Genomic DNA, 20,848 nt, shown 5'->3' on the forward strand with positions numbered 1-20,848 from the left:
ACAAATTAGGCTGACGCCACGATGTTGGCCAACCAGAGCGTGGCCCAGCGCCTGGGCCGGGTGCTCGAAAAGGTGACCCGTCAAAGCGGCCACCTGCCAGAAACGCCTGCCTACGGCTCCCTGCTGCTGGGGCGGGTGTCGGAAAGCCAACGGCGCCGCCGGATACGCATCCAGGTCATCATGACCGTGCTGGTGCTGGGCGCGAACCTGCTCGGCATCGGCGTCGCGCTGCTGTTGGTCATAGTCGCCATTCCCCAGCCGAGCATCTTCTCCGACGCGCCGGCTTGGATCACGTTCGGCGTCTCACCGGCCTACATCGCGCTGGCCCTGGCGGTGGGCACCTATTGGATCACCCGCCGCACCGTGCTCTCGTTGCGCTGGGCGATCGAGGAGCGCTCGCCGACTGCCGAAGACGAGCGCAACACCTTCCAGGCCCCGTGGCGCCTGGCAATGTATGACCTCATCCTGTGGGGTATCGGGACGGTGGTCTACACGACGCTGTACGGCCTGGCCAACACCTTGTTCATCCCGCGGTTCCTCGTCGTGGTGAGCTTCTGCGGCGTTCTGGTGGCCACCGGTAGCTACCTGCTCGCCGAGTTCGCGCTGCGCCCCGTCGCCGCCCAGGCGCTCGAGGCGGGACCGCCGCCACGACGGTTGTCGGCCGGCATCATGGGCCGAACCATGGTGGTGTGGTTCCTGGGTTCCGGCGTGCCCGTCATCGGCATCGCCCTCCTGGCGATATTCCAGATCGTGATGCGAAACCTGACCGAGACCGAGTTCGCGGTGGGCGTGCTGATCGTGGCGCTCGCCACCCTGGTCTTCGGATGCGTGCTGATGTGGATCCTGGCCTGGCTCACCGCGACACCGGTGCGGGTGGTGCGCGCGGCGCTCAGGCGCGTCGAGCGGGGCGACCTGCGGGGCGACCTGGTGGTATTCGACGGAACCGAGCTGGGCGAGCTGCAGCGCGGGTTCAACGCGATGGTCGATGGCCTGCGGGAACGCGAACGCGTGCGCGACCTGTTCGGCCGGCACGTCGGGCGCGAGGTTGCCCTGGCCGCCGAACGGGAGCGGCCGAAACTCGGCGGCGAAGAACGCCACGTGGCCGTCGTCTTCATCGATATCATCGGCTCCACGCAGCTGGTCACCCGCCGGCCCCCGGCCGAAGTCGTCGCGCTGCTCAACCGATTCTTCGCGATCGTCGTCGAAGAGGTGGACCGTAACTGTGGCCTGGTCAACAAGTTCGAGGGCGACGCGGCGCTGGCCATCTTCGGGGCTCCCAACCGCCTGGAGTCTCCCGAAGGCGCGGCCCTGGCGGCGGCCCGCTGCATGGCCGACCGGCTCTGCGATGAAATCCCCGAATGCCAGGCGGGTATCGGCGTGGCGGCCGGTCAGGTCGTCGCCGGAAACGTCGGCGCCAAAGAACGATTCGAATACACCGTGATCGGCGAACCGGTCAACGAGGCCGCGCGACTGTGCGAGCTGGCGAAGTCACATCCGGGCGGTCTGCTGGCGACGGCCGACGCGCTCGAGCGTGCTAGCGACAGCGAAAGCGCTCATTGGTCCCTGGGCGAGACCGTGACACTCCGTGGCCACGACCGGCCCACCCGGCTGGCGTCGCTCGTGGACACCGCCGGCTCCGATCGGCAATCGTGATGACAACGCCAGTGGTCAACGTCAAGGCGCTCGAACGATAGAAAACCGTTATCGCACAATAGAAAAAGTGTTTTGACCCCGCGGGTGCACCACACCGATAGTGACGGCGGGCCGGAGCTCCGGCCCCTCGACCTTCGGAAGGGTGTACGTGGCAACCGTCGGCTTGCTGGACCGTTCGAGAATCGTCGCAGCACCCGGATGGAGCCGCTGGCTCGTTCCCCCTGCCGCGCTGTCCATTCATCTCGCCATCGGCTCGGCCTACGCCTGGAGCGTCTTCAAGATCCCGCTGGAGAAGTCGCTACATGTCTCGGGCACGGCGAGCGCCATGCCGTTCACCATCGGCATTGTGATGCTGGGCCTTTCGGCCGCGGTGTTCGGCACGCGCGTCGACCACTCCGGGCCCCGCTGGGCGATGTTCGTCGCCACCGTCTGCTTCTGCAGCGGGCTGCTGATCGCGGGGTTCGGGGTTTCCGTCCGCCAGTACTGGCTCGTGGTTTTCGGCTACGGCGTCGTCGGCGGCATTGGCCTTGGCGTCGGCTACATCTCGCCGGTGTCCACGCTGATGAAGTGGTTTCCGGACCGCCCCGGCATGGCGACCGGCCTGGCGATCATGGGCTTCGGCGGCGGCGCGCTGATCGCCTCACCGTGGTCGAACAGCCTGCTCAACGAGTTCGGTCGCACCAGCACCGCGGGCATCGCCAAGACCTTCGTGGTGATGGGCTGCACGTACGCGGTGTTCATGTCGATGGGATGGCTGTTGATCCGGGTGCCCGCGCCGGGGTGGCGGCCGGACGGCTGGGAACCCAAGCCGCACAAGGCCGGATCGGTGGTCGCCACGGCCGGTGTGTCGGCGGCCAACGCGATCAAGACCCCGCAATTCTGGCTGCTGTGGGTGGTGCTCTGCTTCAACGTGACCGCCGGGATCGGCATCCTGGAGAAGGCCTCACCGATCTACCAGGACTTCTTCCCCACCGCCCCCCGCGCCGCCGTGCTGGCCTCCGCGGCCGCCGGTTACGTCGCTCTGCTGTCGCTGGCCAACATGGCCGGCCGGATCGGCTGGTCAACCCTCTCGGATGCGCTGGGGCGCAAGAACATGTACCGGTTCTACCTCGGCGGCGGCGCTCTGTTGTACTTGACGCTGGCGTTGACGACCAACTCCAACAAGCTGACCTTCCTGCTGTGCACCGTGCTGATCCTGTCGTTCTACGGTGCGGGCTTCTCCACGATTCCGGCTTACCTGCGGGACCTGTTCGGCACCTACGAGGTTGGCGCCATCCACGGCAGGCTGCTGACCGCTTGGTCGGTCGCGGGCGTGCTGGGGCCGCTGATCGTCAACGCCATCGCCGACTCACAGAAGGCGGTCGGAAAGCACGGGCCGGATCTGTACATCGTCTCGTTCCAGGTGATGATCGCTCTGCTGGTGGTCGGGATGGTCTGCAACGAGCTGATCAGGCCGGTGCGCCCCACACATCACCAGAGCGCACCGTCCGACGACGCCTCATTGGCGTCCGAGACGGTTTCCTACCAGCCGGAGGCGCAACCATGACCAACCCGAGCCCGGCAACACCGGCCGTCCGGTCCGTGAGCCCAGGCCTCATCGCGCTGGCCTGGCTGTGGGCCGCCCTGCCGTTCGCCTACGGCGTCTGGCAGCTCTTGTCGAAGGTCACCCAATTGTTCAGCGCCTGACCGGATCAGACACCGTCGCGAGCCGCTCAGCGCCGGCCGGCGGGGTCCCAGGTTTGCATCACCGCGTCGAATTGCTCGTCGCCGAGCGCGTCGACGACGCATGCCGTCGAGGAGGATGGCCACATAGCGACGCCACAGCTCGCCGTCGACATGGCCGGCGAACTCGCTCACCGTACCGGCAAGCAATCCAACGATAGGCATATCCGTGGGCGCCAATTCCGGGCGCAGATAACCGTCATTTTGCACGCGCTCAACCAGTTTCGAAAGCGTCGGCACTAATCGGACGCGGGCGGCCTCGATGCGATCCCCGCCATATGCCTTGCTGAAGGCGATCTCTCGCATCCCGCGGTCGGTCGCGGTTATTTCACACATTCGTTCGACGAACCACACGAAACCATCCCACGAGCTGTTGTAGCGCAACGCCGTGCGCCCGGGGTCTGATCAGCAAGCGTCGCCTCGCTTGCCGACTTCGGCCACCGCGATTGCGTACCGGAAGTCTTGTGGCGCCTCGGTTATAGCTTGCCTGTCCTCAAATCTGCACTGCCCTTGAGGATTGCGGATTCGAGGCTCCAATTCTCCGGCTGAACCCGCTCCCACAGACTGCCCTTGCCGAGGTCTCTGCCCGCCTGATCCTCTCGTCTGAACCATTCCTCTGCTGTTTTGATCCTGTTGGGGTGGATCTCGTCGAGCAGGGCATAATCGCGGGTGATGATCCCGTGCTTCCACAAGTTCCAAAAGCCGGTGAAGTTATCGCGAAAGCTCATGGTGCTCTTGTCGTTTGGGTCTGCGTTGTAGCCGGCCGGCAGGTCCGCGACGCCACCGAGTGGCCCGTTCTTCCAATAGTCCTCGAGATCAGTGTCGATGTATTGGGCGCGATGCCCGGTCACCTTCTCAAATGCCGACGCGATTTCGGTGTAGGTCAGGTGGGCGATCGCCACTTCGAGGTTCATGCCGTTCGCGAGGCGGGGATGGTCGAAAAGCCAGCGAACGTAGAAGCCGCAGTCGTCCAACGCAACGTGCGGGACGGCTCCCTGGCCGAGGGGGACTCGCCAGATAACAACCCCATCTTCGACGGTGGGGGTCATGGGCGTCAGTGGCGAGATGGCCATCTCGATGTAGGGGCCCGAGGTGAAGATCGCCGCACCCATTCTGTCCCCGTTTGATTGGTTCTGGGACAGGATCCATTCGGCAATGCGCCCTTTGCCGTCATAGTGGCCGGTGCGGAAGGTGGAGTCATAGCCCGATTTCTTGAGCGCGTAGTCGAGGTTTCCGTAGACGAAGAACTTGATGCCCTCCTCGATGGCAATCTCGTAGCTGCGGATGGCCCAGTACGTTTCGGTCTTCTCGCCGGTGTTGAACCCGTCGATATTGACGAACGCACCGTCGCATCCGCGGAACCCTTCCCGCAGGACGTTGTCATCGGCGAATGAACCCTCAACGATGGAGACGTTGCCGAGCGCGAGCAGGGCTTGGGCCCGCGGTGAGGCTGCGTCACGGGTGAGGACTCGAACGGAGTACTTCCCGTCGGCGACGAGGTCTCGCACGATGGGCGTTCCTTGAGCGCCGGTACCGCCGATAACGAAGACGGTGGGGGCGGTGTGGGTGGACATGGCGGTTGACTCCATAGGGTGGTTGCGCAGGCGATGCAGGCCGTGGCCTGCGTTTGCGAGTGCCAGCCGGCTCGCCAACGGTTATTGAACCGATCGGTCCCAAAAATCAATACTGGATCAATCGGTTCAATAAGTCAAGTCGTCGGTAGCATTACCCGGGTGGGCCGGCAGAAGCAGTTCGACGACACGACGGTGGTGCGTGCCGCTCGCGACCTGTTTTGGCAGCGTGGGTATGCCTCGACCTCGTTGGCCGACCTGGAGGCGGTGACCGGACTGAACCGATCCAGCCTGTACTTGAGCTATGGCAGCAAGAGAGGCCTGTTCGATCGCGCGCTTCGCAACTACCTGGACGAGCTGATCTGGCCGCTCCTTGCGCCTATGGAGGCCACCGGAGCCGGTCGCGAGGAGATCGTTGGCTACTTTTTGGCACAGGCAGCCAATCTGCAGAGTTCACCGCATTCGCTGCTGGCCCGCGGGTGCCTGATCGCCAACACGTCGACGGAGCTGAATATCCTCGACGCCGAGGCCGCCCAAGTCGTGCTGGAGTACCGTAATCGCGTGCGGGCCGCCATCTTCCACGCACTCGGCGGGATGTCCGAAAGCGTCCACGACCGCGAGGCCAAAGCCGATATTCTCGCGGCGACACAAATCGGCGTCATGATCACCGCCCGGGTGGACCCGATCGCCGCAGCGAAGCTGGCCGAGACGATCGCGACCGACGTCAAAACCTGGTGAGATCCCGCAACCCCTGTGGCCCGGTGGCGCGACGGGACGCGTCAGGCAGCGCTGGCCGGGTGGCGAAGGCGGTGATGTGCCATGCGCCCACCACGATGTCGGTTTTCCGCCAGTGTTGTCGGTGGGCGGGTGTAACTGTGGAGGCGTGCACGAAGACTTCGAACGCTGTTACCGCGCGGTCCAGTCCAAGGACGCCCGGTTCGACGGCTGGTTCGTCACCGCGGTGCTGACCACCCGGATCTATTGCCGGCCCAGCTGCCCGGTGCGGCCGCCGTTCGCCCGCAACGTCCGCTTCTATCCGACCGCGGCGGCCGCGCAACGGGCGGGGTTCCGCGCTTGCAAGCGGTGCCGACCCGACGCGTCTCCGGGGTCTCCGGAATGGAACGTGCGCGGTGACGTCGTCGCGCGCACGATGCGCCTGATCGCCGACGGGACGGTGGACCGCGAGGGCGTCGGCGGCCTTGCGGCCCACCTTGGTTACACCACCCGTCAGCTGGAGCGGCTGCTGCAGGCTGAGGTCGGTGCCGGCCCCCTCGCGCTCGCCCGCGCGCAACGCGCGCAGACCGCCCGGGTGCTCATCGAGACCACGGACCTGCCGTTCGGCGACGTCGCGTTCGCCGCGGGGTTCTCCAGCATCCGCCAGTTCAACGACACCGTGCGCCTGGTGTTCGAGACCACCCCGACGGCGCTGCGCAAGCGCGCCGCGGCCCGGTCCGCGCCCCACTCGAATTCCCCTGGCGCGCTGAGCCTTCGGCTTCCGGTGCGCACACCGTTCGCCTACGAGGGCGTCTTCGGGCATCTGGCCGCCGGCACCGTGCCGGGTTGCGAGGAGATCCACAACGGTGCCTACCGACGGAGCCTGCGGCTGCCCCGCGGGAGCGCGGTGGCCAGCCTGACCCCGGCCGTCGATCACGTCCGCTGCCAATTGATGCTCGACGACTTCCGCGACCTCACCACGGCGATCGCGCGCTGCCGGCGCCTGCTGGACCTCGACGCCGATCCAGAGGCGGTCATCGACGCGCTCAGCGGTGACCCGGCCCTTGGCGCGGTAGTCAAAAAGGCGCCCGGGCAACGGATTCCGCGCACCGTCGACGAAGCCGAGCTCGCCGTGCGGGCGGTGCTGGGCCAGCAGGTCTCGACCAAGGCGGCGAGCACCCACGCCAGCAGGCTGGTCGCAGCATATGGGCAGCGGGTCGACGATCCCGAGGGCGGATTGACCCACACCTTCCCCGCGGTCGAGCAGCTCGCGGAGATCGATCCGATCCATTTGGCGGTGCCCAAGGCGCGGCAGCGGACGCTGAGCGCCCTGGTTGCCGGGCTCGCCGACGGCAGCGTCGTCCTGGACGCCGGTTGTGATTGGGCAAGCGCCCGCAGCCAATTGCTGGCACTGCCCGGCGTCGGCCCCTGGACCGCCGAGGTCATCGCGATGCGCGGCCTTGGCGACCCGGACGCCTTTCCCGCCAGCGACCTCGGCCTTCGGCTGGCCGCCGAGCGGCTCGGCTTACCGATGCACCAGCCGACGCTCATCGAGCACAGCGCCCGTTGGCGGCCCTGGCGCTCCTACGCCGTCCAACATCTGTGGACCACGCTCGAACATCCCGTAAACCGTTGGCCGCCACAGGAGGTCGCATGATCCGCTACCGCACCATCGACAGCCCGATCGGGCCGCTGACGCTGGCCGGGCGCGGCTCTGTTCTGACAAACCTGCGGATGGTCGACCAGACCCATGAGCCGAGCCGAGCGGGCTGGTCACCCGATCCGGGCGCATTCACTGACGCCGTCGACCAGCTTGGCGCCTATTTCGCCGGCGAGCTCACCGATTTCGACATCGAGCTCGACCTTCGCGGCACCGAATTCCAGCGCCGGGTGTGGAAGGCGCTGCTGACGATCCCGTACGGCGAAACCAGGTCTTACGGACGGATCGCCGAACAGATCGGCGCCCCCGGTTCGGCCCGAGCGGTGGGCTGGGCGAACGGTCACAATCCCATCGCGATCGTCGTTCCCTGCCATCGCGTGATTGGCGCCGGCGGAAGCCTGACCGGCTACGGCGGCGGGCTCGACCGGAAGCGCACCCTGTTGGAATTGGAGAAAAAGCGCGCCGCGGTGAATTTGACTTTATTCGATTAAATTCGGCCGGCTCAGCGCAAATGCAAAAACACCCCCGTCGCCGGGGGTGTTTTTGTATATGTTCGGCGGTGTCCTACTTTTCCACCCGGATGGGCAGTATCATCGGCGCTGACAGGCTTAGCTTCCGGGTTCGGGATGGGACCGGGCGTTTCCCTGTCGCTGTGGCCGCCGTAACTCTATTTAAATGTATTGATGGGGGGTGTGGTGCGCCACGACATTGCTGTTAGGCGCTGGATTGTGGTTGCGATTTGTGTTGGTAAGTTTTCGGCCGGTTAGTGCCAGTTCCCTGCACTCATTGCTGAGCTTCTAGGTCTGGCCTATCGAACCCATGTTCTGTGGGGGGCCTTATCCCTCTAAAAGGGTGAGAAACCTGATCTTGGAGAAGGTTTCCCGCTTAGATGCTTTCAGCGGTTATCCTGTCCGAACGTGGCTATCCAGCGGTGCCCCTGGTGGGACAACTGGTGGACCAGAGGTTCGTCCGTCCCGGTCCTCTCGTACTAGGGACAGGTTTCCTCAAGTTTCTGACGCGCGCGGCGGATAGAGACCGAACTGTCTCACGACGTTCTAAACCCAGCTCGCGTGCCGCTTTAATGGGCGAACAGCCCAACCCTTGGGACCTGCTCCAGCCCCAGGATGCGACGAGCCGACATCGAGGTGCCAAACCATCCCGTCGATATGGACTCTTGGGGAAGATCAGCCTGTTATCCCCGGGGTACCTTTTATCCGTTGAGCGACACCCCTTCCACTCGGGGGTGCCGGATCACTAATCCCGACTTTCGTCCCTGCTTGACTTGTAAGTCTCGCAGTCAAGCTCCCTTGTGCATTTACACTCAACACCTGATTGCCGTCCAGGTTGAGGGAACCTTTGGGCGCCTCCGTTACATTTTAGGAGGCAACCGCCCCAGTTAAACTACCCGCCAGGCACTGTCCGTGAACCGGATATACGGTTCGACGTTAGGTATCCAATACGATCAGAGTGGTATTTCAACAACGACTCCGCCCCAACTGGCGTTGAGGTTTCACAGTCTCCCACCTATCCTACACAAACCGTACCGAACACCAATACCAAGTTGTAGTGAAGGTCCCGGGGTCTTTTCGTCCTGCCGCGCGTAACGAGCATCTTTACTCGTAGTGCAATTTCGCCGAGTCTATGGTTGAGACAGTCGAGAAGTCGTTACGCCATTCGTGCAGGTCGGAACTTACCCGACAAGGAATTTCGCTACCTTAGGATGGTTATAGTTACCACCGCCGTTTACTGGGGCTTAAATTCTCCGCTTCACCTTGCGGTTAACGGGTCCTCTTAACCTTCCAGCACCGGGCAGGCGTCAGTCCGTATACATCGTCTTGCGACTTCGCACGGACCTGTGTTTTTAGTAAACAGTCGCTTCTCGCTGGTTTCTGCGACCGGATCCCGCTCCCAGCGCAAGGCTGTTCACGGTGTGCCGGTCCCCCTTCTCCCGAAGTTACGGGGGCATTTTGCCGAGTTCCTTAACCATAGTTATCTCGTACGCCTCGGTATGCTCTACCTGACCACCTGTGTCGGTTTGGGGTACGGGCCGTGTGTGTGCTCGCTAGAGGCTTTTCTTGGCAGCAGAGGATCACCGAATTCACCTCAATCGGCTATGCATCACCTCTCAGGAATATGAGCGACGGATTTACCTATCGCTCTCCCTACAGGTTTGCCCCAGTATTACCACTGACTGGTACGGCTACCTTCCTGCGTCACCCCATCGCTTGACTACTACCAACGAAGGTTCCACGCAGCCCCGAACCTCCATGCCCCCGAAGGGGCATGATCGATCCGGTTTTGGGTGGTTAGTACCGCTGATTCATCACGGGCGCCCACACACGGGTACGGGAATATCAACCCGTTGTCCATCGACTACGCCTGTCGGCCTCGCCTTAGGTCCCGACTCACCCTGGGCGGACTGGCCTGGCCCAGGAACCCTTGGTCTTACGGCGGGCAAGGTTCTCACTTGCCTTATCGCTACTCATGCCTGCATTCTCACTCCCCCACCCTCCACCACCGGTCACCCGGTGGCTTCGCTGAATGAGGGACGCTCCCCTACCCAACCTTGCGGTTGTCGCGGCTTCGGCGGTGTGCTTGAGCCCCGCTACATTATCGGCGCACAATCACTTGACCAGTGAGCTATTACGCACTCTTTCAAGGGTGGCTGCTTCTAAGCCAACCTCCTGGTTGTCTTTGCGACTGCACATCCTTTTCCACTTAGCACACGCTTTGGGGCCTTAGCCGGCGATCTGGGCTGTTTCCCTTTCGACGTACGGAGCTTATCCCCCGCCGTCTCACTGCCACGCTATACACCACGGCATTCGGAGTTTGGCTGACGTCAGTAACCTAGTAGGGCCCATCGGCCATCCAGTAGCTCTACCTCCGTGGTGAAACACGCAACGCTGCACCTAAATGCATTTCGGGGAGAACCAGCTATCACGGAGTTTGATTGGCCTTTCACCCCTACCCACAACTCATCCCCTCAGTCTTCAACCTAAGTGGGTTCGGGCCTCCACGCGGTCTTACCCGCGCTTCACCCTGGCCATGGGTAGATCACTCCGCTTCGGGTCCAGAACACGCCACTCAGACGCCCTATTCAGACTCGCTTTCGCTGCGGCTACCCCACACGGGTTAACCTTGCGACGTGTCCCTGACTCGCAGGCTCATTCTTCAAAAGGCACGCCATCACCCCATAAAGAGGCTCTGACGGATTGTAGGCGCACGGTTTCAGGTACTCTTTCACTCCCCTCCCGGGGTACTTTTCACCATTCCCTCACGGTACTAATCCGCTATCGGTCATCGAGAAGTATTTAGGCTTACCGGGTGGTCCCGGCAGATTCACAGCAGATTCCACGGGCCCGCTGCTACTCGGGAGTTGATACAAGGTAGGTGCCGGGTTTTCGCGTACCGGGCTCTCACCGTCTGCGGCGGACCATCCCAGGCCACTTCCGCTAACCACGACACTTTCTGACTACCCCTCAGCCAGGTAGAGCTGAGACATATCAATCCCACAACCCCGCACACACAACCCCTACCCGGTTACACATGCGTGCGGTTTAGCCATGTTCCGCGTTCGCTCGCCACTACTGACGGAATCACAATTGTTTTCTTCTCCTACGGGTACTGAGATGTTTCACTTCCCCGCGTTCCCCCCCGCACCCTATATATTCAGATGCGGGTAACACGACATCACTCGTGCTGGGTTTCCCCATTCGGAAATCCTCGGATCAACGCTCGGTTGACAGCTCCCCGAGGCATATCGCAGCCTCCCACGTCCTTCATCGGCTCTCGATGCCAAGGCATCCACCATGCGCCCTTAAGCACTTACTAACACAAAAACCAAAGAAAAATTACACATTTAATGGATTCGCCACCGCACCGATATTCGGAGGGCAGCGCATCCATTTAGATGCTCGCAACCACTATCCAGTTCTCAAACACCACACCCCACCACCAAGATGGGGGGACACCACTCCGAAAACGATCCGAGTGTTGCCTCAGGGCCCAATAGTGTGTCTGGCTTCGTTTGTTGTTGCGCACCCGGCCTCGCCCACTACAGGCGAAGACCCCTCACGGCTCGCACCCCACCAATTGGGATGCTTTTCGTGGTGCTCCTTAGAAAGGAGGTGATCCAGCCGCACCTTCCGGTACGGCTACCTTGTTACGACTTCGTCCCAATCGCCGATCCCACCTTCGACAGCTCCCTCCCAAAGGGTTAGGCCACTGGCTTCGGGTGTTACCGACTTTCATGACGTGACGGGCGGTGTGTACAAGGCCCGGGAACGTATTCACCGCAGCGTTGCTGATCTGCGATTACTAGCGACTCCGACTTCACGGGGTCGAGTTGCAGACCCCGATCCGAACTGAGACCGGCTTTAAAAGGATTCGCTTAACCTTGCGGCATCGCAGCCCTTTGTACCGGCCATTGTAGCATGTGTGAAGCCCTGGACATAAGGGGCATGATGACTTGACGTCATCCCCACCTTCCTCCGAGTTGACCCCGGCAGTCTCTCACGAGTCCCCGGCATTACCCGCTGGCAACATGAGACAAGGGTTGCGCTCGTTGCGGGACTTAACCCAACATCTCACGACACGAGCTGACGACAGCCATGCACCACCTGCACACAGGCCACAAGGGAACGCCTATCTCTAGACGCGTCCTGTGCATGTCAAACCCAGGTAAGGTTCTTCGCGTTGCATCGAATTAATCCACATGCTCCGCCGCTTGTGCGGGCCCCCGTCAATTCCTTTGAGTTTTAGCCTTGCGGCCGTACTCCCCAGGCGGGGTACTTAATGCGTTAGCTACGGCACGGATCCCAAGGAAGGAAACCCACACCTAGTACCCACCGTTTACGGCGTGGACTACCAGGGTATCTAATCCTGTTCGCTCCCCACGCTTTCGCTCCTCAGCGTCAGTTACTGCCCAGAGACCCGCCTTCGCCACCGGTGTTCCTCCTGATATCTGCGCATTCCACCGCTACACCAGGAATTCCAGTCTCCCCTGCAGTACTCCAGTCTGCCCGTATCGCCCGCACGCCGAGGGTTAAGCCCCCGGTTTTCACGAACAACGCGACAAACCACCTACGAGCTCTTTACGCCCAGTAATTCCGGACAACGCTCGCACCCTACGTATTACCGCGGCTGCTGGCACGTAGTTGGCCGGTGCTTCTTCTGCAGGTACCGTCACTTGCGCTTCGTCCCTGCTGAAAGAGGTTTACAACCCGAAGGCCGTCATCCCCCACGCGGCGTCGCTGCATCAGGCTTGCGCCCATTGTGCAATATTCCCCACTGCTGCCTCCCGTAGGAGTCTGGGCCGTATCTCAGTCCCAGTGTGGCCGGACACCCTCTCAGGCCGGCTACCCGTCGTCGCCTTGGTAGGCCGTCACCCCACCAACAAGCTGATAGGCCGCGGGCCCATCCCACACCGCAAAAGCTTTCCACCAGAAGGCATGCGCCTTGAGGTCCTATCCGGTATTAGACCCAGTTTCCCAGGCTTATCCCGAAGTGCAGGGCAGATTACCCACGTGTTACTCACCCGTTCGCCACTCGAGTATCTCCGAAGAGACCTTTCCGTTCGACTTGCATGTGTTAAGCACGCCGCCAGCGTTCGTCCTGAGCCAGGATCAAACTCTCCAAACAAAATCTCCTCGCTAACGAGGTGAATTCACAATCAGAGAAAATCTGACCTAACAAAAAGACACCAAATTTACTGGCATCAAAAAAACGACCATACCCACACACGGGGAGTGCAGAGTATGGCCAAAAAAACAACAACAAAATAAAGACCAAACACACTATTGAGTTCTCAAACAACACTCTTACTTGTTTTTTCGCCCGCTTCCGGGCAACCCTGCCAGCTTAATACCATTCCGGCGGAGGCGTCAAGCCCCAGTTTTGGTCATCTTGTGCGGTGACCGCTGCGGGGGCAGCCGTGCCAGGTTAGTACCCTCCAGCGAGGGAGTCAAGGCCCCGGGATGGGCCACCTTTGAGTGGTGACCGCCCTTGTGGGGCACTGACTTTGACTACTCTACCCGCTCGATCTCGGCTCCCAAAATCGCCAGGTTTTCCACGAACAACGGGTAGCCCCGATCGATGTGAAAGACGTCGTGGACCTCGGTGTCGCCGTCGGCGACCAGCCCGGCGAGCACCAGGCCGGCGCCGGCCCGGATGTCCGAACACCACACCGGAGCGCTCGAAAGTTGCGGGAGACCACGGACGACGGCGTGGTGCCCGTCGGTGCGGGCATCGGCGCCGAGCCGGATCATCTCCTCGACGAACCGGAACCGCGCCTCGAACACGTTCTCCGTGATCATCGACGTGCCGTCGGCGATCGAGGCCAGCGCGATGGCCATCGGCTGCAGATCGGTCGGAAAACCGGGGAACGGCAAGGTCGCGACGTTGACGGCCTTCGGGCGCTCATACTGGGCCACCCGGAAGCTGTCGTCCGTTTGGGTGACCGTGGCGCCCGCGTCGTGCAGTTTGTGCAGCACCACCTGGAGGTGCGCGGGGTCGGCGCCGGTCACCTTTATGTCTCCGCGGGTCATCGCCGCGGCGATGCCCCAGGTGGCGGCGACGATGCGGTCTCCGATCACCCGGTGCTCAGTCGGGTGCAGCCGCGGTACGCCGGTGATGGTCATGGTCGGGGAACCCGCTCCCTCGATCTGGGCGCCCATCTGGTTGAGCATCGTGCACAGGTCGACGACGTCGGGTTCGCGCGCCGCGTTGTGAATCGTGGTGACCCCCTCGGCCACCACGGCCGCCATCAGGATGTTCTCGGTGGCTCCCACGGATGGGAACTCCAGCTGAATCTCCGCCCCGCGCAAGGCGTCTGCCTGAGCGACCACACATCCATGCTCAATGTTGCACTGCGCACCCAGCTGCCGCAGGCCCGCCTGATGCATGTCCAGGGGACGCGACCCGATCGCGTCACCGCCAGGCAGCGCTACGCGGGCCCGCTTGCACCGGCCGACCAGCGGCCCCAGCACACACACCGAGGCCCGGAACTGCCGCACCGCCGCGAAGTCGGCGTCGTACTTCGGCTCGTCGGGCGAGGTGATCCGGGCGACGTCGCCGTCGAGTTCGACGGTGGCGCCCAAACCGCGCAGTACCTCCGCCATCAGGGGCACATCGAGGATGTCGGGACAGTTGGTGATGGTGCTGGTGCCCTCGGCCAGCAGCGTCGCGGCCATCAGCTTGAGCACGCTGTTCTTGGCTCCCCCGACAGCGACTTCGCCTGACAACCGGTTGCCTCCGGTCACCACGAATCGCTCAGCCACCCGCGTCAGTCTAGTGAAGCGCTTTCGGCTTGTCAGTCAGCCGAGTCGGCCAGCCGGGTACCGTTTTCTCATGGCGATACACCTGACCCGCATATATACGCGAACCGGCGACGACGGGACGACGGGATTGAGCGATTTCTCACGGGTCTCGAAGAACGACCCCCGGTTGGTGGCGTACGCGGATTGCGACGAGGCCAACTCGGCGATCGGCGTCGCGGTCGCCCTGGGTCAGCCTGACGAGGAAATCGGCGCTGTGCTGCGGCAGATCCAGAACGACCTGTTCGACGCAGGCGCCGACCTGTCCACGCCGGTAGTGGAAAGCCCTGAATATCCGCCACTGCGGGTTACGCAGGCCTACGTCGACCGGCTGGAAGGGTGGTGCGACAAGTACAACGAACCCTTGCCGGCGCTGAGTTCCTTTGTGCTGCCGGGTGGTTCGCCGCTATCTGCGCTGTTACACGTGGCGCGCACCGTGGTGCGCCGCGCCGAGCGGTCGGCGTGGGCCGCGGTCGAGTCCCAGCCGGACGGGGTGAACGTGCTACCCGCGAAATATCTGAACCGGCTGTCGGATCTGCTGTTCATCCTCGCGCGGGCGGCCAACCCCGGCGGGGACGTACTTTGGAAACCCGGGGGGCGGCAGGGCGGCGGCGCGCCGAGCGCCGGCTAGGGAAAGCGCAAGCGCCGCAATGAAACACAATCGGTCCATCCCCCCGGCAACGGTAATCCCGGTGCTTGTCTATCCCGACGTGCGAGCGGCGGTGGACTGGCTTACGGCGGCATTCGGCTTCGTCGAGCGAACCCGGATTGGGGAAAGTCATCGAGCGCAAATGAGCATCGGCGCCGACGGCGCAATGATCGTCGCGGATGTGGCGAGTGAGCGGCAACCCCCGCAGACCAACGTCGTCACGCACGAGATCAAGGTGCGGGTGGACGACGTAGACGCCCAGTTCGAACGCGCCCGGGCGGCCGGGGCGAAGGTGCTGGAGCCGCCCGTCGACCGCGAGTACGGCGAACGCGAGTGCACCGTCGAGGATTTGGCCGGCCACCGCTGGCAATTCAGCGAGACGCTGCGCGACGTCGCCCCCGAAGAATACGGCTGCCAGACCGTCGCCCCCTGGCAGAGCCCTTCTGCCACCTGACGTTTGCGTTCACACGCTGCGCCGGCGCGCCCTCGGTGAAGGACGCGACTCCAGCCAGGACAGGAACGCGGTCAATGCGCCCTTGTCGAGCGCGATCTCGTAACCGGACCTGCGATCCTGCGTCGTGTCGCGCAGCTCCAACACGACGATCTCGTCGGTCATGATGTCGAATTCGTCCCCGCGCGGCGCGCGTCGCGCCACGATCTCCACGCCACGGCGGCTGAGCCGGCGATCGGGCCACAAGCGCAGGCTGGACAGCCGGTAGAAGGCGGCCTCGCCGCCGCGGTAGCGGATCACGCCGTGCCTCCAGCCGTGGCCCCCCACCGCCGGAATGTCTCGCATGATCCCCGCCGTTCCGCCCTGGCGCAGCTTCAACAACCGATAACTCAGGGCCACCACTGCCGCCGCTAGCAGGACGACGAGCACGACCATGCCAACCATGGGCGCGCTCATCAGCGGTTAGTCGATCGCGCCGACGGCGCGCAGTCTGGCGCGTCCCCTAGCGGCGATGCGGGGATCGTCGGACTCCGAATCTTCCTTGGCGGAGGCCTCATCGATCTCCGAGTCGAACTCGGCCGATTCGGCGAGAACGGTGACGGTCTCCTCGGTTACCGACAGGAACCCGCCGTCAACGGCGATCCGCAGATCGTCCTCACCGTCCCGCTCGAGGCGGACCATGGCGTCGTCCACCAGCTGGGCCACCAGCGGGATGTGGCGGGGCAGGATGCCGATCTCACCGACGGTGGTGCGGGTGAATAGGAACGTTGCCTCGCCCGACCAGATCTCACGGTCGACCGCGACTATCTCAACATTCAATTCCGCCATGCCACAGTACCTTTCAGCCCCTCTTCACAGCCTTCTAACTGCGTCGTCAGGAATCAAGCTTGGCGCCGAAGCTTTCGGCTTTCTTGGCCAAGTCGTCGAGGCCACCGATCAGGAAGAAGGCCTGTTCGGGTATGTGGTCGAACTCGCCCTTGGTCAGGCGGTCGAACGCCTCGATCGTCTCCTTGAGCGGCACCGTCGAACCCGGCTGGCCGGTGAACTGTTCGGCCGCCATCATGTTCTGCGAAAGGAACCGCTCGATGCGCCGGGCGCGCTGGACGAGCTGCTTGTCCTCCTCCGACAACTCGTCGATGCCGAGGATCGCGATGATGTCCTGAAGGTCCTTGTATCGCTGCAGGATCCGGATGACCTCCTGCGCCACGCGGTAGTGCTCGTCACCGACGACACTCGGGTCGAGGATCGTCGAGCTCGACGCCAACGGGTCCACCGCGGGGAAGATGCCCTTGGAGAACACGTTACGGGAGAGCTCGGTGGTGGCGTCCAGGTGCGCGAACGTGGTTGCCGGCGCAGGGTCGGTGTAGTCGTCGGCGGGCACGTAGACCGCCTGCATCGACGTGATCGAGCGGCCCCGCGTCGAGGTGATGCGCTCCTGCAGCTCACCCATCTCGTCGGCCAGGGTGGGCTGGTAACCCACCGCGGACGGCATACGGCCGAGCAGCGTGGACACCTCGGATCCGGCCTGGGTGAACCGGAAGATGTTGTCGATGAAAAGCAACACGTCCTGGCCGGCCTCGTCGCGGAACCACTCCGCCATCGTCAGGGCGGACAGTGCCACCCGCATACGGGTGCCGGGCGGCTCGTCCATCTGGCCGAACACCAGGGCGGTGTCCTTGAGCACGTCGGCTTCCTTGAGCTCGACCCAGAGGTCGTTGCCCTCGCGGGTGCGCTCCCCCACACCGGCGAAAACGGAAGTACCGCCGAAGTTTCGGGCGATACGGTTGATCATCTCCTGAATCAGCACCGTCTTGCCCACGCCGGCACCGCCGAAGAGCGCGATCTTGCCGCCACGCACATACGGAGTGAGGAGATCCACGACTTTCAGGCCGGTCTCGAGCATCTCGGTGCGGGGCTCGAGCTCTTCGAACGCCGGCGGCTTGCGGTGGATCGACCAGTGGTCGAAGTCTTCCCCGTACCCCGGCTCGTCCAGGCAGTCGCCCAGGGCGTTGAACACGTGGCCCTTGACGTCCTCACCGACGGGCACCTCGATCGAGTGGCCGGTGTTGATGACCTCGACGCCGCGCACCAAGCCGTCGGTGGGCTGCAACGAAATGGTACGAACCAGGCTGTCGCCGAGGTGCTGCGCGACCTCCAGCGTCAGGGTCTTCTTGAGCTCCTCGAAGGTGATTTCGGCGTGGAGGGCGTTGAACAGCTCGGGGACGGAACCGCGTGGGAACTCCACGTCGACGACTGGGCCGGTGACCCGTACCACGCGGCCGCTGGTGTCGGATTCCCCGGACTTGCCGTTCTTTTCGGCCTTTTCGGCCTTTTCGGTCTTTTCGGTCGTTTCAGTAGTAGCAGCCATAATTTCTCTTCTTCCTCGTGCGCTACTTCGCATCGGCGAGCGCGTTTGCGCCGCCGACGATTTCGCTTATCTCCTGGGTAATTTGAGCCTGCCGCTCGCGGTTCGCCATCAGCGTCAGCTCTTTGATCAGGTCGTCCGCGTTGTCGGTTGCCGACTTCATCGCTCGTTGTCGCGATGCCAGCTCCGATGCCGCCGATTCAAGCAACGCCGCGTAGACGCGAGTCGTTACGTAACGCGGCAACAACGATTCGAAAAGCGTTGTCGCGTCCGGCTCGAACGAGTACAGCGTGTGGAGTTCGTCGGAATCCTCGACATACTCCACCACCAGCGGAGCAATACGGTGCGCCGCCGCCGCTTGCGACATCATCGACTTGAACTCCGAGTAGACGATGTGCAGTTCGTCGACACCCTGGCCATCCTCTGACTGCCGGTCCTCCTCGTCCCCCTCGCCCTTCATGAAAGCCTCGACCAGGGTCGAGGCGATCTCCGCGGCGTTTTCGTACTTGGGTTGCTCGGAGAACCCCGTCCACGATTCGGTGACGTCCCAGTTGCGGAACTTGTAGTAGTTCAGCGCCTTTCGCCCCACCGTGTACAGAACCGGCGTCTTTCCTTCCTCCCTCAGCAGGGCGAACAGCTCCTCGGAGCGCCGGAAGATGCTGGAGTTGTACGCGCCGCACAGACCGCGGTCCGACGACACCACCAGGACGCCGGCCCGCTTCGGTTCTTCTCGCTCGACCAGCAAAGGATGGTCGAGAGCCGCTTCGGCGGACAGGGTGGTCAGCATCGAGGTTATCTGGAACGCGTACGGCCTTGCGGCCACTAGGCGGGCCTGTGCCCTACCGATGCGCGAGGTCGCGATCATCTCCTGGGCCTTGGTGATCTTTTTGATCGACCCTGCCGAGCGAATCCGGCCGCGTAGTTCCCGAAGTGTGGCAGCCATTGTGTGCTACTTCTTTTTCTTCTCGGAGCCGCCCTTGTTCTCCGAGCCGCCCTTGCTCTCGGAGCCGCCCTTGCCCTCCGAGCCACCCTTCTGGTCGGAGCCCTCCTTGCCGTCGCCGGACTGCTTCTGCTTCTTGACCTTGACGGATTCCTTTTCTTCGTCTTCCAGTGGCTCCGCATGCTCATCGGGCACGACCGATCCACCGTCGCTGGCCGCGAAGCCCTTCTTGAAGTTATTGATGATCTCGGTGAGCTGGTTCTCGCCCTCTTCGGAGAGCTTCCCGCTGTCGCGGACGCCGGCCAGGAACTTCTCCTCCGAAGCCCGCATGTGGTCCAGCAACTCGGTTTCGAACCGCCTGACGTCCTCGACGGGCACCGAGTCCAGGTGGCCGCCGGTACCCAGGAATATCGAGACCACCTGCTCCTCAACCGGCATGGGTTGGTACTGCGGTTGCTTGAGCAACTCCACCAGCCGTTCACCGCGCGACAGTTGCGCCTTGGAGGTGGCGTCAAGATCGGAAGCGAAGGCCGCGAAGGATTCCAGTTCGCGGTACTGCGACAGGTCCAACCGCAACGAGCCGGCCACCTCTTTCATCGCCTTGATCTGCGCCGCACCACCCACTCGGGATACCGAGACACCGACGTTGATGGCCGGCCGGACGCCCTGGTTGAACAGGTCGGACTCCAGGAAGCACTGGCCGTCGGTGATCGAGATGACGTTGGTGGGGATGTAGGCCGAGATGTCGTTGGCCTTGGTCTCGATGATGGGAAGTCCGGTCAGCGAGCCGCCACCGAGGTCGTCGGAAAGCTTGGCGCAGCGCTCCAACAGCCGCGAGTGCAGGTAGAACACGTCGCCCGGGTAGGCCTCGCGGCCGGGCGGCCGGCGCAGCAGCAGCGAGATCGCGCGGTACGCCTCGGCCTGCTTGCTCAGGTCATCGAAGACGATCAGCACGTGCTTGCCTTCGTACATCCAGTGCTGCGCGATCGCCGAACCCGTGTACGGCGCAAGCCATTTGAAGCCGGCAGAGTCCGAAGCGGGCGCAGCGACGATGGTGGTGTAGTCCATCGCACCGCCCTCTTCGAGCGCCCTGCGGACGGCGGCGATCGTGGTGCCCTTCTGGCCGATGGCGACGTAGACGCAGCGCACCTGCTTGCGCTCGTCGTCCGACTCCCAGTTCTGGCGCTGGTTGATGATGGTGTCCACGCAGACGGCGGTCTTGCCGGTCTTGCGGTCGCCGATGATCAGCTGGCGCTGGCCGCGGCCGATCGGGGTCATCGCATCGATTGCCTTGATCCCAGTCTGCAGCGGCTCCTTCACGCCTTGGCGCTGCACCACCGACGGCGCCTGGATCTCCAGTGCGCGGCGGGTGTCGGTCTCGATGTCGCCCTGGCCGTCTATCGCCTGGGCCAGTGGGTTGACCACCCGGCCCAAGAAGGCGTCGCCTACCGGCACCGACAGGACCTCGCCGGTGCGCTTGACCTGTTGGCCCTCTTCGATTTTCTCGAAATCACCCAAGATCACGGCGCCGACGGTGTGTTCGTCGAGGTTGAGTGCGACGCCGAGGACCCCGCCCGGGAACTCGAGCAGCTCCTGGGTCATGACGGACGGCAACCCTTCGACGTGCGCGATGCCGTCCCCCGCGTCGACGACGGTCCCGACCTCCTCACGGGAGGTGTCGGCGGTGAAGGAGTCTACGTACTCCTCGATGGCACTCTGGATGTCGTCAGCGGAGATTGTCAACTCTGCCATGGCTTTTCGTCTTCCTACTTGATCTTCGTTCGCGTCTGGTTGTGATGGTTGGTTGTCG

The 20,848-nt window shown here is 63.3% G+C and carries 14 protein-coding genes, 3 rRNA genes and 2 pseudogenes; 8 read left to right on the plus strand and 11 right to left on the minus strand.

The features are described from left to right. Nucleotides 1-21: 21 nt before the first annotated feature. The 3 genes from A5764_RS11055 (at nucleotide 22) to A5764_RS28850 (ending at nucleotide 3,339) form a co-directional block, all read left to right on the plus strand. Nucleotides 22-1,653, plus strand: coding sequence for an adenylate/guanylate cyclase domain-containing protein (locus A5764_RS11055; protein ID WP_067113057.1), 1,632 nt, complete (start codon nucleotides 22-24; stop codon nucleotides 1,651-1,653). 148 nt (nucleotides 1,654-1,801) lie between these two features. Then, nucleotides 1,802-3,199, plus strand: a complete 1,398-nt coding sequence (locus A5764_RS11060) for an OFA family MFS transporter (protein WP_067113131.1) — start codon at nucleotides 1,802-1,804, stop codon at nucleotides 3,197-3,199. Then, nucleotides 3,196-3,339: a hypothetical protein gene (locus A5764_RS28850; protein ID WP_197501320.1), complete on the plus strand. Its 144-nt coding sequence runs from the start codon at nucleotides 3,196-3,198 to the stop codon at nucleotides 3,337-3,339. The genes A5764_RS11060 and A5764_RS28850 overlap by 4 nt, the downstream gene beginning before the upstream one ends. A 26-nt stretch (nucleotides 3,340-3,365) precedes the next feature. Here A5764_RS28850 and A5764_RS27395 read toward each other — a convergent pair. Together A5764_RS27395 and A5764_RS11065 are read right to left on the minus strand one after the other, a co-directional pair. Then, a pseudogene (locus A5764_RS27395) lies at nucleotides 3,366-3,762 on the minus strand (TetR/AcrR family transcriptional regulator); the annotation flags it as partial. 89 nt (nucleotides 3,763-3,851) lie between these two features. Next, nucleotides 3,852-4,949 (minus strand): NmrA family NAD(P)-binding protein, encoded by a 1,098-nt coding sequence (locus A5764_RS11065; protein ID WP_067113132.1) that lies wholly within the window; start codon nucleotides 4,947-4,949, stop codon nucleotides 3,852-3,854. A gap of 18 nt (nucleotides 4,950-4,967) precedes the next feature. On the opposite strand from A5764_RS11065, the gene A5764_RS11070 reads away from it, so the two are divergent. The 3 genes from A5764_RS11070 to A5764_RS11080 all read left to right on the plus strand — a co-directional run bounded on the left by A5764_RS11070 (nucleotide 4,968) and on the right by A5764_RS11080 (nucleotide 7,811). Next, the gene (locus tag A5764_RS11070; RefSeq protein ID WP_231989679.1) at nucleotides 4,968-5,684 is read left to right on the plus strand and encodes a TetR/AcrR family transcriptional regulator; all 717 of its coding nucleotides are present in this window, start codon (nucleotides 4,968-4,970) and stop codon (nucleotides 5,682-5,684) included. Between the two features lie 145 nt (nucleotides 5,685-5,829). Further along, on the plus strand, nucleotides 5,830-7,317 hold the full coding sequence (locus A5764_RS11075; protein WP_067113061.1) for a DNA-3-methyladenine glycosylase 2 family protein: 1,488 nt from the start codon (nucleotides 5,830-5,832) through the stop codon (nucleotides 7,315-7,317). Continuing rightward, nucleotides 7,314-7,811 carry a methylated-DNA--[protein]-cysteine S-methyltransferase gene (locus tag A5764_RS11080; protein ID WP_067113063.1) on the plus strand — a complete coding sequence of 166 codons (498 nt, stop codon included), beginning with the start codon at nucleotides 7,314-7,316 and terminating at the stop codon, nucleotides 7,809-7,811. Before A5764_RS11075 ends, A5764_RS11080 begins: the two co-directional genes overlap by 4 nt. Nucleotides 7,812-7,871: 60 nt before the next feature. Here A5764_RS11080 and rrf read toward each other — a convergent pair. From rrf to murA, 4 genes are all read right to left on the minus strand, one after another. Beyond that, nucleotides 7,872-7,984 (minus strand): 5S ribosomal RNA (gene rrf / locus A5764_RS11085). 79 nt (nucleotides 7,985-8,063) lie between these two features. Beyond that, a 23S ribosomal RNA gene (locus A5764_RS11090) occupies nucleotides 8,064-11,151 on the minus strand. A gap of 289 nt (nucleotides 11,152-11,440) precedes the next feature. Then, nucleotides 11,441-12,960 (minus strand): 16S ribosomal RNA (locus tag A5764_RS11095). Together the 16S, 23S and 5S rRNA genes form the textbook arrangement of a ribosomal RNA operon. Before the next feature lie 383 nt (nucleotides 12,961-13,343). Beyond that, nucleotides 13,344-14,597, minus strand: coding sequence for a UDP-N-acetylglucosamine 1-carboxyvinyltransferase (gene murA, locus A5764_RS11100; RefSeq protein WP_067113065.1), 1,254 nt, complete (start codon nucleotides 14,595-14,597; stop codon nucleotides 13,344-13,346). Nucleotides 14,598-14,667: 70 nt separating this feature from the next. Here murA and A5764_RS11105 point away from each other — a divergent pair, with 70 nt between their 5' ends. Further along, nucleotides 14,668-15,264, plus strand: coding sequence for a cob(I)yrinic acid a,c-diamide adenosyltransferase (locus A5764_RS11105; RefSeq protein ID WP_067113068.1), 597 nt, complete (start codon nucleotides 14,668-14,670; stop codon nucleotides 15,262-15,264). 19 nt (nucleotides 15,265-15,283) lie between these two features. After that, nucleotides 15,284-15,736: a VOC family protein gene (locus A5764_RS11110; RefSeq protein WP_067113075.1), complete on the plus strand. Its 453-nt coding sequence runs from the start codon at nucleotides 15,284-15,286 to the stop codon at nucleotides 15,734-15,736. A gap of 9 nt (nucleotides 15,737-15,745) precedes the next feature. On the opposite strand, the gene A5764_RS11115 is transcribed toward A5764_RS11110, so the two are convergent. The 5 genes and pseudogenes from A5764_RS11115 to atpA all read right to left on the minus strand — a co-directional run. Continuing rightward, the gene (locus A5764_RS11115) at nucleotides 15,746-16,189 is read right to left on the minus strand and encodes a DUF2550 domain-containing protein (protein ID WP_067113086.1); all 444 of its coding nucleotides are present in this window, start codon (nucleotides 16,187-16,189) and stop codon (nucleotides 15,746-15,748) included. 6 nt (nucleotides 16,190-16,195) lie between these two features. Continuing rightward, the gene (locus A5764_RS11120; protein ID WP_067113089.1) at nucleotides 16,196-16,561 is read right to left on the minus strand and encodes a F0F1 ATP synthase subunit epsilon; all 366 of its coding nucleotides are present in this window, start codon (nucleotides 16,559-16,561) and stop codon (nucleotides 16,196-16,198) included. A 46-nt stretch (nucleotides 16,562-16,607) separates the two neighbouring features. Next, the gene (atpD, locus tag A5764_RS11125) at nucleotides 16,608-18,101 is read right to left on the minus strand and encodes a F0F1 ATP synthase subunit beta (RefSeq protein WP_082951643.1); all 1,494 of its coding nucleotides are present in this window, start codon (nucleotides 18,099-18,101) and stop codon (nucleotides 16,608-16,610) included. Nucleotides 18,102-18,123: 22 nt separating this feature from the next. Further along, nucleotides 18,124-19,041, minus strand: a complete 918-nt coding sequence (locus A5764_RS11130; protein ID WP_067113092.1) for a F0F1 ATP synthase subunit gamma — start codon at nucleotides 19,039-19,041, stop codon at nucleotides 18,124-18,126. 129 nt (nucleotides 19,042-19,170) lie between these two features. Beyond that, a pseudogene (gene atpA / locus A5764_RS11135) lies at nucleotides 19,171-20,790 on the minus strand (F0F1 ATP synthase subunit alpha); the annotation flags it as partial. Between the last annotated feature and the right edge of the window lie 58 nt (nucleotides 20,791-20,848).

The organism is Mycobacterium sp. 852002-51057_SCH5723018 (genome assembly GCF_001667035.1).
Lineage (GTDB): Bacteria > Actinomycetota > Actinomycetes > Mycobacteriales > Mycobacteriaceae > Mycobacterium.

Excerpts from the sequence above, each read along its gene's own strand:
- A5764_RS11055 (WP_067113057.1), top strand. The coding sequence starts at position 22 with ATGTTGGCCAACCAGAGCGTGGCCCAGCGCCTGGGCCGGGTGCTCGAA.
- A5764_RS28850 (WP_197501320.1), top strand. The coding sequence starts at position 3,196 with ATGACCAACCCGAGCCCGGCAACACCGGCCGTCCGGTCCGTGAGCCCA.
- A5764_RS11065 (WP_067113132.1), bottom strand. The coding sequence starts at position 4,949 with ATGTCCACCCACACCGCCCCCACCGTCTTCGTTATCGGCGGTACCGGC.
- A5764_RS11080 (WP_067113063.1), top strand. The coding sequence starts at position 7,314 with ATGATCCGCTACCGCACCATCGACAGCCCGATCGGGCCGCTGACGCTG.
- A5764_RS11105 (WP_067113068.1), top strand. The coding sequence starts at position 14,668 with ATGGCGATACACCTGACCCGCATATATACGCGAACCGGCGACGACGGG.
- A5764_RS11110 (WP_067113075.1), top strand. The coding sequence starts at position 15,284 with ATGAAACACAATCGGTCCATCCCCCCGGCAACGGTAATCCCGGTGCTT.
- A5764_RS11115 (WP_067113086.1), bottom strand. The coding sequence starts at position 16,189 with ATGAGCGCGCCCATGGTTGGCATGGTCGTGCTCGTCGTCCTGCTAGCG.
- A5764_RS11120 (WP_067113089.1), bottom strand. The coding sequence starts at position 16,561 with ATGGCGGAATTGAATGTTGAGATAGTCGCGGTCGACCGTGAGATCTGG.
- atpD (WP_082951643.1), bottom strand. The coding sequence starts at position 18,101 with ATGGCTGCTACTACTGAAACGACCGAAAAGACCGAAAAGGCCGAAAAG.
- A5764_RS11130 (WP_067113092.1), bottom strand. The coding sequence starts at position 19,041 with ATGGCTGCCACACTTCGGGAACTACGCGGCCGGATTCGCTCGGCAGGG.